Below are 12,510 nucleotides of genomic sequence, written 5' to 3'. Positions count from 1 at the left end.
GCCCGAGGCGGACAGCTACTGGGAGGCCGTGCGCTGGCAGGCCGCGTCTCAGCCCGCGCCACCTCCGCGGACGGCTACCGTTCGTCCATGGACGGTGCACAGGCACCTGCGCGGCACGGACTCCTCGGCCGTTTCGACGCGCCCATCGAGGCGGCCTACCAGACCTGGTACATCGAACGGTTCCGACCGCTCGGGATTGCCATGGCAGCCGCATCGGTCGTCGCCTGGATCATCAACCCTTTGATCGTGACCGCGTATCTGGAAACGGATCATGTAGTGGCGACATTTCTCGTCAGCTGGGCGGTGAACATCCCGGCCCTGCTCGCCGGCATCGTCTACCTGCGCCGGCCCGAGCCGAAGTGGGCGATAGCTTTCGCGACCGGCCTGCTGATGCTGACCGCGGCCAACACCATTGCGGTCCTCCTCCCGTGGATCCCCGGTCTCAAGCCGATGGCGTTCGCACTGGCCGCCACCTTCTTCGGGCTGTTGGCACCCCTGGTCCAGTTGCCCTTCCGACTGACGCTTCTCACCGGGCTGCTGATCACCACCGCCGGGGAACTCGGCCTGTTCCTCGCCACGGACCGGACCGGGCAGGACGTGGCGATCTCACTGACCTTCATCCCGATCTCCTCGCTGCTCGTCGGCCCGGCGATGGCGTTCGCAAACGAACGTGACCTCCGGGCGCGCTACGTCCGCGAGCTGCTGATCCAGCACCAACGACAGTTGATCCGGCGATATGCACCGGCCTCTGTCGTGTCGCGCATCGAGCTCGGCGACAGCTCGATCGACCACCCGCAACGGCGTAGGATCACCATCCTCTCCTCCGACGTCGTCGGATTCACCGCGATGGCAGACCGGATCGATCCCGAGGCGCTGGCTCACATCATCAATGACTACCTCGGCGCCGTCTCCGACCTGATCGAGCGCCACGGCGGCACCGTGACGGAGTTCGCCGGCGACGGCGTGATGGCGATCTTCGGTGCCCCGGACGAGATCGATCCAGTCGACCAGGTCCGCTCGGCGATCGCCGCGGCACAGGAGCTGCAGCGGTCCCTCGTCGACTGGAGCCGCGCCTGGTACGCGCACGGGATCGTCGAGGCGGCCAACGCCCGGATCGGGATCAACACCGGCGTCGTGTCGGTCGGCACCTTCGGATCGGCGATCCGGGCGACGTACACAGGCATCGGACTGCAGATGAACATCGCCGCCCGCGTCCAGGCCCAGGCCGAACCCGGGGGGATCCTGCTGTCCAACACCAGCTGGCACCTCGTCAAGGACGCGGTCGACTGCGAAGCCCGGGGCGAGGTCTTCGTGAAGGGGGTGCACTTCCCCATCGAGCTGTACTCGCCGGTCGCCGGCTGACGCCGGCGACAACTCACAACTCGACGGTGACAAACCCCAAGTCGGGGGTGACAAACCCCAACTCGCGCGTGACAAACCCCAAGTCGCGCTACAGGAGCTCGATCGGCTCCCGATCCACCGCCGCCCCCTGGACCACGCAGTCCCGGTCCTCGAGGGCGCAGTGCCACGCCCAGAGCAGCTGGCCACCGCCGACGCCGACGAGGGCGGCGGTGGCGAAGCCGAGGGCGGAGGTACCGACGAACGGGGTGACGGCGACGGCGGTGACGGCATTGAGGACCAGCGCGAAGAACGACGACATGGAGACGACGGCGCCGAGGCGTGCGGGGAACAGGTCGAGCAGCATCAGCTGCATCGTCGGGTACGTCGTGCCGTTGCCGAGGGCGATCAGGCTGAGGCCGATGACGGCCCACGGCAGGTCGGCAGCGACGGGCGAGGCGGCGATCAGGACACCCACCACGCCGCCCGCGAACGACAGGGTGCAGCCGATCGAGATGAGGCGGCGGGCGCTGATCCGGCCGGCGGCGCGGCCGCAGAGCCAGGACCCAGTCATCATCGCGCCGATCATCGGGACGAAGAGCTTCCAGAAGTCGAGCTCGCCCTCGCCGAGGACGTCGACGACGAAGATCGCCGCGCCACCGATGTAGAGGAACTGGGCGCCGAAGATCAACGCCGTCGCCCACGCGAGCCGGTGGAAGGCGGGCTCGCGCGCGACCGCCGCGAGGCTGCGGAGGACCGCTCCCACGCGCAGCTCGACACGGCGCTCCCGCGGCAACGTCTCCGGCAACAGCACCAGGACGGCGAGGATCAGGGCCACGCCCAGGGCCGCCTGGAACACGAAGACCAGCGGCCACTCGCCGAGCTGCAGGACCAGGCCGCCGATGATCGGGCCGATCGCCGGCGCGATGCCGAAGATGACGGCCACCCGGCTCATCAGCCGCTGCGCGGTGGCGCCCTCGAACAGGTCACGGATCACCGTCCTGCTGACGATCGTGGCACCACCCGCGCTGAGCCCCTGGAAGGCGCGACACACGAGGAGCCACGCCAGGCTCGGCGCGAAGGCGCATCCGATCGACGCGGCGACGTACACGACCAGGGAGACGACCATGACGGGCCGACGGCCCACGGCATCCGAGATCGGGCCGTGCAGCACGCTCATCGCCGCGAACGCAGCGAGGTAGACGGTCACCACCAACTGGAGCGCGCCGGCACCGACGCCGAAGTCGTCGCGCATCTCCGGGAACGCCGGGAACGGGGTGTCGATGCTGAACGGGCCGATCATCGACAGGCAGGCCAGCACGATCGGTACGACGACCAGGAGCCGGACGGACGTGGCTTCTCGGGTCGTGGTCACCGGACCATCACACCATCCCTCACTAGGGTGATCGCCATGACGGCCACGCGGATCCATTTGCGCGACGGAGGCGTCAGCCTCCTGCTCGAGTACGACGCCAGCTGGGCCAACGGACTTCCCCGGGTGCTGCACTGGGGAGATGACCTGGGGCGCCTCGGTTCGCGCCAGCTCGCCGATCTCGCGGAAGCCGCCCGGCCCCGCCGTGGCAACAGCGCCTTCAGCGTGCCGGGCATCGCGTCCCTCGTTCCGGTCGAGTCGGAGGGCTGGCTGGGCCGGCCCGGACTGATCGGCAGCCGCCAGGGCGCGGGCTACGTCACCCGGCTGGCGGTCACCGGCCACGAGGCGATCCAGCAGGGCGTCCGGTTCCACGCCGTCGACGAGGCGGCGCAGATCTCGCTGGACCTGACCGTCACGCTGTCCCCGCAGGGTGTGGCGCGACTCGGTGCCGAGCTGAGGAACACCGGCCGGACGTCGTACGACCTGGATCATCTCGGCCTGGCCCTTCCCGTGCCGGGCCACGCGACCGAGGTGCTGAGCCTCGCGGGCAGCCAGGGCCACGAACGCGTCCCGCAGCGCCTTCCCCTGGGTGTCGGCGCGCACGTGCGCGAGGACCGCAAGGGGCGCCCCGGACACGACTCGCCGCTGGTCCTGGTCGCCGGCGAGAGCGGGTTCGGGTGGGAGTCGGGCGAGGTGTGGGGCGTGCACCTGGCGTGGTCCGGCAACCAGGTCCAGGCTGCCGAGCGGCTCTACCACGGCGAGGCCGTGCTGGCGTCCGGCGAGCTCCTGCTCCCCCGCGAGGTGACCCTTGCGCCCGGTGAGACCTACACGGCACCGGACGTCTGGGCGAGCCACGGCCACGGGCTCAACGAGCTGTGCGGCCGTCTGCACGAGGAGATCCGGGCCCGCGCGACCCACCCGTCCACGCCCCGCAAGGTGCTGCTCAACACCTGGCAGGCCGTCTACTTCAAGGCAACGCCGGAGCGGCTCATGCCGCTGGTCGATGCCGCGGCCGCCGTCGGCGTGGAACGCTTCGTCGTCGACGACGGCTGGTTCCGCGGCCGCAACAACGCCCGTGCCGCCCTGGGCGACTGGGAGGTCGACCGCGAGTGGTGGCCCCAGGGCCTGACCCCGCTGGTCGAGCGGGTCACTGCCGCCGGCATGGAGTTCGGCATCTGGGTGGAGCCCGAGATGGTCAACCCCGACTCCGACCTCGCCCGCGCCCACCCCGACTGGCTGTTGCGTCCCGGGCCGGGGCACGGCCCTGACTCGCTAGGCCTGCCCTCCCGCTTCCAGTACGTGCTCGATCTCGCCAACCCCGGCGCCTACAGGCTCGTCGCCAGGGCGCTGCACAAGCTGCTCGACCAGCACCCCATCGGCTACCTCAAGTGGGACCACAACCGCCCGGTCACCGAGGCCGGCCACGGCCCCGACCACACGCCGGGCGTCCGGGCCCACACCCTCGCCGTCTACCGGCTGATCGACGAGCTGAAGGAACGCCATCCGGGGCTGGAGATCGAGTCGTGCGCCAGCGGTGGGGCCCGGATCGACCTGGGCATCCTGGCCCGCACCGACCGGGTCTGGGCCAGCGACTGCATCGACGCCCTCGACCGGCAGGAGGTGCAGCGCTGGACACAGCTGCTCGTCCCGCCGGAGCTCGTCGGGACCCACCTCGGCCCCGAGACCGCCCACTCGACCGGCCGCACCCAGCCGCTCGACTTCCGCGCAGCGACGGCGTTGTGGGGCCACTTCGGCATCGAGTGGAACCTCGCGAAGCTTCCGCCCGAGGAGCTCCCCGTGATCCGCAGCTGGGTCGAGCTGCACAAGAGCCTGCGCCCGCTGCTGCACACCGGTCGGGTCGTCGTCTCCGACCACCCCGATCCGACCCTGTGGGTGCACGGCGTGGTCGCGCAGGACCAGCGCGATGCGGTGTTCGCGATGACGTCGCTCGGCAAGCCGCCGACCTCGCCCCGCGGCCGGGTCCGGTTGCCCGGCCTCGACCCCGCGACGTCGTACGACGTCCGGTTGCTCGGCCCCGAAGGGGCGGGTGAGCCGCCGTGGAGCGTGCCCAGCTGGCTCCAGGGCAAGGGCGTGCGGCTCCCCGGACGGGTTCTCGGCAGTGCCGGCGTGCAGGTACCGGCCATGAAGCCACAGCAGACCTGTCTGCTCCGGGTGACCGCTCGCTAGTGCCACTACAGTGGACGGGATGACCCTCGGCGAGATGGACCTCCACCTCGTTGCGGAAGGCCGCCACGAGCAGCTCTGGCAGGTGCTCGGCGCCCACGTCCGCATCGAGCCGGTAGCGGGCACCAGCTTCGTGGTCTGGGCGCCCAACGCCCGCCAGGTCGCGGTCGCCGGTGACTTCAACGGCTGGGACGGTTCGACCCACCGGATGGCGCCGATCGGCTCGGGGCTCTGGGAGACGTTCGTCCCCGGGGTCGGCTCGGGCGCCACCTACCAGTTCGTGGTCGAGGGCGCCGACGGTGTGTGGCGGCACAAGGCCGACCCGATGGCGTTCCACGCCCAGCCGCCACCCGAGAGGGCGTCGCGCGTCTTCGCCTCCTCACACGTGTGGCAGGACCGCGCCTGGCTGGCCGAACGAGCCGAGCGGCAGCCGGTCAACGAACCGATGGCGACGTACGAGATGCACCTCGGGTCGTGGAAGAAGCACCCCGACGGCTCGTTCTGGACCTACGACGAGCTCGCCGCGGACCTCCCCGCCTACCTCAGCGACCTGGGCTTCACCCACGTCGAGCTGATGCCCGTCATGCAGCACCCGTTCGGCGGGTCCTGGGGCTATCACGTGACGTCGTACTTCGCGCCGGATGCGCGCTTCGGCGACCCCGACGGGTTCCGGCGCCTCGTCGACGCCCTCCACGCGGCGGGCATCTCCGTGATCCTCGACTGGGTGCCCGGCCACTTCGCGACCGACGACTGGGCGCTGGTCCGCTTCGACGGCACCGCGCTCTACGAACACCCCGATCCGCAGCGCGGCTGGCACCCCGAGTGGGGCTCGCACATCTTCGACTTCGGCCGGCCCGAGGTGCGCAACTTCCTCGTCGCCAACGCGCTGTACTGGCTCGAGGAGTTCCACGTCGACGGCCTCCGCGTCGACGGGGTCGCCTCGATGCTCTACCTGAACTACGGCCGCAACGACGGCGAGTGGACGCCCAACCAGTACGGCGGCCAGGAGCACCTCGAGGCAGTGCGCTTCCTGCAGGAGCTCAACGCCACCGCCTACAAGCGGGTGCCGGGCATCGTGACGATCGCCGAGGAGTCGACGGCCTGGCCGGGCGTCACCGGCGCGACCTCGGGCGGCGGACTGGGCTTCGGCTTCAAGTGGAACATGGGCTGGATGCACGACAGCCTGGACTACCTCCGGCACGACCCGATCCACCGCGCCCACCACCACGGCGAGATGTCGTTCTCGATGGTCTACGCGTTCTCGGAGAACTACGTGCTGCCGCTCAGCCACGACGAGGTCGTGCACGGCAAGGGCTCGCTGGTGCGCAAGATGCCCGGCGACCGCTGGCAGCAGCTCGCCAACCTGCGCGCCTACCTCGCCTTCATGTGGGCGCATCCCGGCAAGCAGCTGCTGATGATGGGCTGCGAGTTCGCGCAGGAGTCCGAGTGGGCCGAGGCCCGCGAGCTGGACTGGTGGCTGCTCGCGAAGCCCGACCACCGCGGCATGCAGGACTTCGTGCGCGACCTCAACCACCGCTACCGCGAGGAGTCCGCGCTCTGGCGCCTGGACAACGACCCCGCCGGCTTCGCGTGGATCGACGCCCAGGACGCCGGCCACAACACCTTCTCCTTCGTACGACGCGCGCCCGCCGGATCCGGGGTGCCGGACCTGGTGTGCATCTCCAACTTCGCTGCGGTCCCCCACGACTACCGGCTGGGTCTCCCGGTCGCCGGTGCCTGGGCCGAGGTGCTCAACACCGACGCGTCGTCGTACGGCGGGACGGGGGTGGGGAACCTCGGAACCGTGGAGGCGGTCGCCGCCGGGCCGCTCGAGGCGAACGCCCCGGGCGGCAGCCCGGCCTACGCAACGCTCGTCCTGCCACCACTCGCGACGCTCTGGTTGAGGTCCCCCGCCGGTGGTTGAGGTGCGAGCTTGCGAGCCTCGAAACCCCGCCCGTTAGGGTTACCTCCGTGTCCGAAGACCCGGAGATCCGCCACACGACCGTCGACGACGGCACCGCCCGGCTCATCTGGACCGCGGACCTCACCGAGCGCGGCTGGCAGGCCGCTGTCGACGTCGTACGACGCCAGGTCGCCACCGCGCTGATCGACCACGAGCGGGTCGAGGTCAAGGTCGCCGTCGACGACGCCGAGGCGCAGCGGATCGCGACGTGGTCCGGCATGCGCCGCGAAGGCGTGCAGCGCGGACGGACCGGCGACGTCGTCGTCTACGCCCGCCTCGCCGACGACACCCCCGTGCACGAACCCGGTGGGTTCCGGGCGCTGCTCAACTCGTTCCTCCCGCGCAAGCGCGGCATCGGGCAGATGCTGATCCGCGACGACTCGCCGGATCCATCGGGGCCGCGGGTACTCATGTGCCAGTTGACCTACAAGGACGACTGGGACCTGCCCGGTGGCGTGGTCGAGCCCGGCGAGTCGCCGCGCCTGGCCGTCACCCGCGAGGTCGAGGAGGAGCTCAGCCTCCAGATCGAGGCCGGAGCGCTCGTCCTCACCGACTGGTTGCCGCCGTGGGGTGGCTGGGACGACGCGATCTGCCTGGTCTTCGACGGCGGCGTGCACCCGGCGGCCATCACCGACCAGGTCGTGCCGCAGGCCCGGGAGATCCGCTCCGCCGCGTTCCTCACGCTCACCGAGGTCGACGAGCGGGCGGCCGACTTCACGGCGCGGCGGGTGCGGGCTGCACTGGCGTCCCTGGCAGGGGAAGGTCCGGCGTACACGGAGTCGGGGAAGTGACCTTCCTCCCGATCGTGCGGTGCTGGGCGACCAGCACACCGACGACGAGGATCGCGCCACCGACCAGCTCTCCGGTCGAGGGCACCTCGGCGAGGAGGAGCCAGGCGGACCCGATCGCGACCGGCGGCACCAGCATGATCCACGGCACCACCGAGGCCGAGGTGTTGCGCGACAGCAGTCCGTTGAAGATGCCGTAGCCGACCAGCGACGCCAGCCCCGCGGTGTAGAGCGTGGACACGGCCGCCTTCCAGCCGAACGCCGCGACGCCGTCGGCGAGCGCACCCGGTCCGTCGAGGACCATCGACAGTGCGATCAGCGGGATCGGGACGACGAGGGCCGACCAGACGGTGAGCGCCAGTCCCCCGGTGGCGCCCGACGCGCGGGAGACGACGTTGCCGATGGCCCACATCAGCGCACCCATCAGGCACAGCGCGAGCGCGATCAGGGGCACGTGTCCGCCGCGGCCGAAGCCGACGACGACCAGTCCGGCGGCCCCGAGCACGACGCCGATCGTCTGCGGACGGGTGGGCCGTTCGCGGAGCACCACGGTGGCGATCAGGATCGTCAGCACGACCTGGGCCTGGAGCACCAGTCCGGCGAGCCCGGGTGGCATGCCGGCGTCCATGGCGACGTACAGGAAGGCGAACTGGCCGAGCGACATGAAGACACCGACGGCCGCGACGGTGCGCCACGGCACGGGCGGCGGGTCGAGCAGGAACACCGCCGGCACGACCACCGCGAGGAAGCGGGCGGCCAGGAACAGCAGCGGCGGTACGTCGCCCATGCCCCAGTCGATCACGACGAAGTTGAAGCCCCAGATCACGGCGACGAGCGCGGCGAGGGACTGGTCCTTGCGATTCACGTGACCAGCATTGCCGCCACGACCATGAAGCACCAGCGAATAGATCTGTGCCATTTGATGTAGCGTTGCTACATGATTGATCTGGACGCCCTGGCCGGTCTGCAGGCAGTCGCCACCCACGGCTCGGTCGTCGCCGCGGCCGCCGCGACCGGCTTCACCCCCAGTGCCATCTCCCAGCAGGTCAAGCGGCTCGAGCGCCAGACAGGCGTGCCGCTGCTCGAACGCGTCGGTCGCGGCGTGATGCTCACCAGCCACGGCCACCACCTGGTCGACGCCGGCCAGCAGGTCCTCTCTGATCTCGAGCTGCTCGAGACCAACCTGCAGCAGCGCGCCGGTGTCGTTGCCGGCCGGATCCGTCTCGCCGCGTTCTCCACCGCCATGCGTGGCCTGGTGGCACCCATCGCCCGGGGCCTGCGCGACGCCCACCCCGACCTGGCCCTCACCCTGCGCGAGGGCGAGCCGTGGGACGTCGTCGACCTCGTGGCGAGCGGCCAGGTCGAGCTCGGGATCGTGCACCGCTGGGGAGGCGTCGCGCAGACCATCCCCGACCACGTGGTCGCCACTCCCCTGCACGGCGACGTCGCCGACCTGATCGTCCACTGCGACGACCCGCTCGCCCGCCGCCGCAGCGTCACACCCCACGACCTGGTCGACGTGGACTGGATCGCCACCCCCGAGGGCACCATCTGTCGCCAGTGGCTCTCCCGGATGTACGACGGCACCGGCCGCCCGCCCCGGATCGCCCACGTGTCAGCGGAGTTCGACTCGCACCTCGCCCTCGTCGCGGCAGGACTCGGCGTCGCACTGGTCCCGCGGATGGGTCGCGCGCCGCTCGGTGACCAGCTGGTCGCCGTACCCGTGACCGATCCGGAACCGATCCGCCTGATCGACGCGTTGCACCGCCGCACCATGGCGGACTCCCCCGCCGTCCAGGCGGTGCTGGCGGCGTTCGATCAGGTCGGAGCTGGCGTCGAGCCATGAGCGCCACCACGATCGCGCCAGCGCCGCCACGCCGGACCCGCAGCTGGGCACTGCTTGCCGCGGGCACGGTCCTTGCGGTCGTTGCGTTGCCGGCCGTCGCCTACGAGTACAGGTACGTGTGGGCGGACCGACTTCTCGACCATCCCATGGCCTTCGGAGCCATCGGGTGGTCCCTGGTGGCCGTCGCTGGATACCTCATCCCGCGCCGTACCTGGCAGCAGCTGATGGTGGGACTGACGTCAGCCGCCGTCGCTCTTTGCTGGATCGCCGGGGTGTGGTCCCTCGAGATATTTCAGTCCGCCGAGTTCGCCGGCTTCTCCGGGATCGCCAACGCGGACGGCACGATGCAGACCCACGTGCTCCTCGGCGGGTTCGTAGACCCCTACTGGGAAATCCGGGTCGAACAGACCGATCGAGGACTGCTCAACAGGCGATTCACGGTGGGATGTGTGAACGGCGACGGGCAGTCCTTGCAAAGGTTGTCGTGGTCAGACGGATCGCTGGTCGTCGACACGTCCGCCGGAACTGTCGCAGTGCCGGTGGGCGAGAACGGGCACATCGGGCGTGCGCGCCCACTCGTCGGCACCACTCCTGACGAAGACTTTGGCGGCAACGGCAACGCGCCGATCCTGGAGAGTTGCTGACGACGACAAACCCCAAGTCGCGCGTGACAAACCCCAGCTCGGCGGTGACAAACCCCAAGTCGCGATCAGCTGGGCTGAGACTCGAGCGCCCGGCGGGCGAGGTAGGTCGCCCCGGCGACGGCCGCGGGCATCACCAGGATGCCGCCGAAGGGCACCAGGAAGCAGGCCTGGACGCAGACACCGAACCCGAGCATCGCGCCGCGGTGCTGGCGCATCAGGTCGGCGCGGGCGGCGCGGTCCATGCCGCGGGCCTCCAGGGGGCGCGACACGAGCTCGCCGGCGAGCAGGCGCCCGGAGACGATCAGGCCGAGCGTTGCTCCGATGATCGCGCCGATCACGGGCAGCAGCCCGATGAGGAACACGACGACGGCTGTCGCCAGGCCCATCACCACCAGCACCAGGCCGTCCAGCGCGCCGCGGATCCAGCCGACGCCGCGATCGGGGATCTCGCCTCCGAGGGAGATCTCGACCTGCTTCCAGATCTTCTCGTAGAACGGGTCGCCCACCGCGAGGGTGAGCCCGGTGAAGGTGACGATCGAGAGCATCACCGCGCCGGCGAGCACGCCGATGTAGACGACGGTGCGGAAGATCGAGCGCGCTGCGTCGGCCCAGTCGTTCGCGAACGGGGTCGCCCACGCGATCAGGTCATCGAGGACGAGGACCAGGCCGACGAACGCCGCCGCCAGCAGGACCATCACGATCACGGCCGGCACGATGCCCAGCGCCATCAGGCGGGTGCGGGTGCGCCACAGCCGGATCCCCTGCAGCAGGAAGCCGGCGCCCTGCCCGAACCCCATGCCCCGCGCTGCGCCTGCCATCACGATCCGCCGGCTCAGAACAGGGCAGAGGCGAGGGCGGCGCGGCCCTTGAGGACGCGCGGGTCGTCGTTGCCGACCGCACCGAAGAGCGCCAGCAGGTGCTCGCGGGCCTTGTCGCGGTCCTTGCCGGAGGTACGACGAACCAGCTCGACGAGGCGCGCGAAGGCGTCCTCGACGTGGCCGCCGAGCATGTCCAGGTCGGACACGAGGGTCTGCGCGTCGACGTCGTCGGGGGCGGCTGCCGCAGCAGCGCGGGCCTCGTTGATGTCGACGCCCTGGGTGCGCTGCAGGACCTTCGCCATCGCCAGGCCCGCGGCGGCCTCGTGGTCGGCGGGGTTGCCGTCGACGAGCTTCTGGTACTCCGCAACGGCCAGGTCGATGTTCCCCTCGGCCAGCGCGTCCTGGGCGGGTGCGTAACGGGGGTCCACCTCGGGCTCGCCGCCCTCCTCGCCCTCGACCCCGGTCACGGGGGCGCCGAAGGCGTTGGGCTGGTGGCGACCGGCGATGCCCTGCGCGGTCAGCTGCTGTGCGAGCTGGTTGAACAGCGCGCGGATGTCGTCGATCGGAGCCGCGCCCGGGATCGGCTGCGTGGCCGGGCGACCCTCGAGGATCACCAGCATCAGCGGCACCTGCTGGATCTGCATCGCCTGGGCGATCTGCGGATTGGCGTCCACGTCGATCGTGGCGGCGAGGAACCGGCCGTCGTACTCATTGGCGACCTGGATGACGTCCTCGGCCATGTCGACGCTCTCGGGCACCTGGCTGGCCGAGTGGAAGACCAGGACGACCGGGGCGTTCATCGACGCCTCGAGGACGGTCTGGAAGTTCGCCTCGTCGACGGCCACGGAGTACGCCGAGGTGGCCCGGCCACCACCGGTACCACCGCCGGCACCACCAGCGGGAGAGGCGGGCGCGCCGGCCGGGGCCGGGCGCTGCTTCAGCGCCGAGAGATCAATGGCGCCGGGACGGGAGAACGGCTGCTGCGTCATGGACGCAATCCTACGGAGCGTCGTCAGTTGGGGACGCGGGGGCCACGCAGGCCGGCCCGCTGCACGACGCGCTGGATGGCGAGGTCGCGGTCGTCGGGACGGCCGACGTACCGGATGTCGCGCAGGCCCTGCTCCTGGGCGGCGGACTCGAAGCAGAAGTGGCCGAAGCCGAGGATCCGGCCGTGGAGCGGCTTCTTGACCGAGATGTCGAGGATCCGGCTCAACGGCATGGTCGCCAGGCTCTGCGACAGCACGCCGTGGACGCGGAAGACCCGCATGTTGGTGATCACGAACCGGTCGCGCAGGACGGCGAGTCCGCCCCACGACGCGTGCAGGAGCAGCCCGGCCGCGACGATGATGAAGAACCAGGCGACCGCGATCGCGACGAACCAGCTCGCCACCAGCAGCACCAGCGCGAGCAGGCCCTCGGCGCCGGGCCGCAGGTAGGCGAACCAGTGGTGGGTGACCTCGTCGACGACGACCTCACCCTCCTCGCGGAGCAGGTGCTTGCTGATCCGGGGGTCGCCGAGGCGCGCGATGAATCCCGACACGAAACTCACCTGGGGCT

General features: G+C 70.7%; 11 protein-coding genes. 6 read left to right on the top strand and 5 right to left on the bottom strand.

Annotated features, from left to right (window positions below; all coding sequences use genetic code 11):
• The first annotated feature begins 87 nt into the window (after positions 1-87).
• Positions 88-1,362 (top strand): adenylate/guanylate cyclase domain-containing protein, encoded by a 1,275-nt coding sequence (locus ACOACQ_RS10880; protein ID WP_420288281.1) that lies wholly within the window; start codon positions 88-90, stop codon positions 1,360-1,362.
• An 88-nt stretch (positions 1,363-1,450) separates the two neighbouring features.
• On the opposite strand, the gene ACOACQ_RS10875 is transcribed toward ACOACQ_RS10880, so the two are convergent.
• Complete coding sequence (locus ACOACQ_RS10875) at positions 1,451-2,713, bottom strand: multidrug effflux MFS transporter (RefSeq protein ID WP_378605177.1); 1,263 nt, start codon at positions 2,711-2,713, stop codon at positions 1,451-1,453.
• Between the two features lie 36 nt (positions 2,714-2,749).
• On the opposite strand from ACOACQ_RS10875, the gene ACOACQ_RS10870 reads away from it, so the two are divergent.
• The 3 genes from ACOACQ_RS10870 to ACOACQ_RS10860 are packed head-to-tail and all read left to right on the top strand — an operon-like array spanning position 2,750 to position 7,648.
• Positions 2,750-4,897, top strand: a complete 2,148-nt coding sequence (locus ACOACQ_RS10870; RefSeq protein ID WP_378605174.1) for an alpha-galactosidase — start codon at positions 2,750-2,752, stop codon at positions 4,895-4,897.
• A 19-nt stretch (positions 4,898-4,916) separates the two neighbouring features.
• A complete protein-coding gene (gene glgB / locus ACOACQ_RS10865; RefSeq protein WP_420288280.1) occupies positions 4,917-6,818 on the top strand; it encodes a 1,4-alpha-glucan branching protein GlgB in 1,902 nt (633 codons plus the stop codon).
• A 47-nt stretch (positions 6,819-6,865) separates the two neighbouring features.
• Positions 6,866-7,648 carry an NUDIX domain-containing protein gene (locus tag ACOACQ_RS10860; protein ID WP_420288279.1) on the top strand — a complete coding sequence of 261 codons (783 nt, stop codon included), beginning with the start codon at positions 6,866-6,868 and terminating at the stop codon, positions 7,646-7,648.
• On the opposite strand, the gene ACOACQ_RS10855 is transcribed toward ACOACQ_RS10860, so the two are convergent.
• Positions 7,572-8,510, bottom strand: a complete 939-nt coding sequence (locus tag ACOACQ_RS10855) for an EamA family transporter (RefSeq protein WP_420288278.1) — start codon at positions 8,508-8,510, stop codon at positions 7,572-7,574. The two genes, ACOACQ_RS10860 and ACOACQ_RS10855, sit on opposite strands and share 77 nt — an antisense overlap.
• A 72-nt stretch (positions 8,511-8,582) precedes the next feature.
• On the opposite strand from ACOACQ_RS10855, the gene ACOACQ_RS10850 reads away from it, so the two are divergent.
• Together ACOACQ_RS10850 and ACOACQ_RS10845 are read left to right on the top strand one after the other, a co-directional pair.
• Entirely contained in the window at positions 8,583-9,491 is a 909-nt protein-coding gene (locus ACOACQ_RS10850) for a LysR family transcriptional regulator (RefSeq protein WP_378605159.1), read from the top strand.
• Complete coding sequence (locus tag ACOACQ_RS10845) at positions 9,488-10,135, top strand: hypothetical protein (RefSeq protein WP_420288277.1); 648 nt, start codon at positions 9,488-9,490, stop codon at positions 10,133-10,135. The genes ACOACQ_RS10850 and ACOACQ_RS10845 overlap by 4 nt, the downstream gene beginning before the upstream one ends.
• Before the next feature lie 65 nt (positions 10,136-10,200).
• Here the strand turns inward: ACOACQ_RS10845 and ACOACQ_RS10840 are convergent, their stop codons facing one another.
• Genes ACOACQ_RS10840 through ACOACQ_RS10830 form a run of 3 tightly spaced genes read right to left on the bottom strand, consistent with a single transcriptional unit; the run spans position 10,201 to position 12,502 of the window.
• Entirely contained in the window at positions 10,201-10,932 is a 732-nt protein-coding gene (locus tag ACOACQ_RS10840) for an EI24 domain-containing protein (RefSeq protein ID WP_420288276.1), read from the bottom strand.
• A gap of 35 nt (positions 10,933-10,967) precedes the next feature.
• Positions 10,968-11,942 (bottom strand): co-chaperone YbbN, encoded by a 975-nt coding sequence (locus ACOACQ_RS10835; RefSeq protein ID WP_420288275.1) that lies wholly within the window; start codon positions 11,940-11,942, stop codon positions 10,968-10,970.
• A 23-nt stretch (positions 11,943-11,965) separates the two neighbouring features.
• Positions 11,966-12,502, bottom strand: a complete 537-nt coding sequence (locus ACOACQ_RS10830; RefSeq protein WP_420288274.1) for a PH domain-containing protein — start codon at positions 12,500-12,502, stop codon at positions 11,966-11,968.
• Positions 12,503-12,510: the final 8 nt, after the last annotated feature.

Origin of the sequence: Nocardioides sp. CPCC 206347, from assembly GCF_048654605.1 — a bacterium.
Lineage (GTDB): Bacteria > Actinomycetota > Actinomycetes > Propionibacteriales > Nocardioidaceae > Nocardioides.
This window is presented reverse-complemented; position numbering and strand designations above follow the sequence as displayed.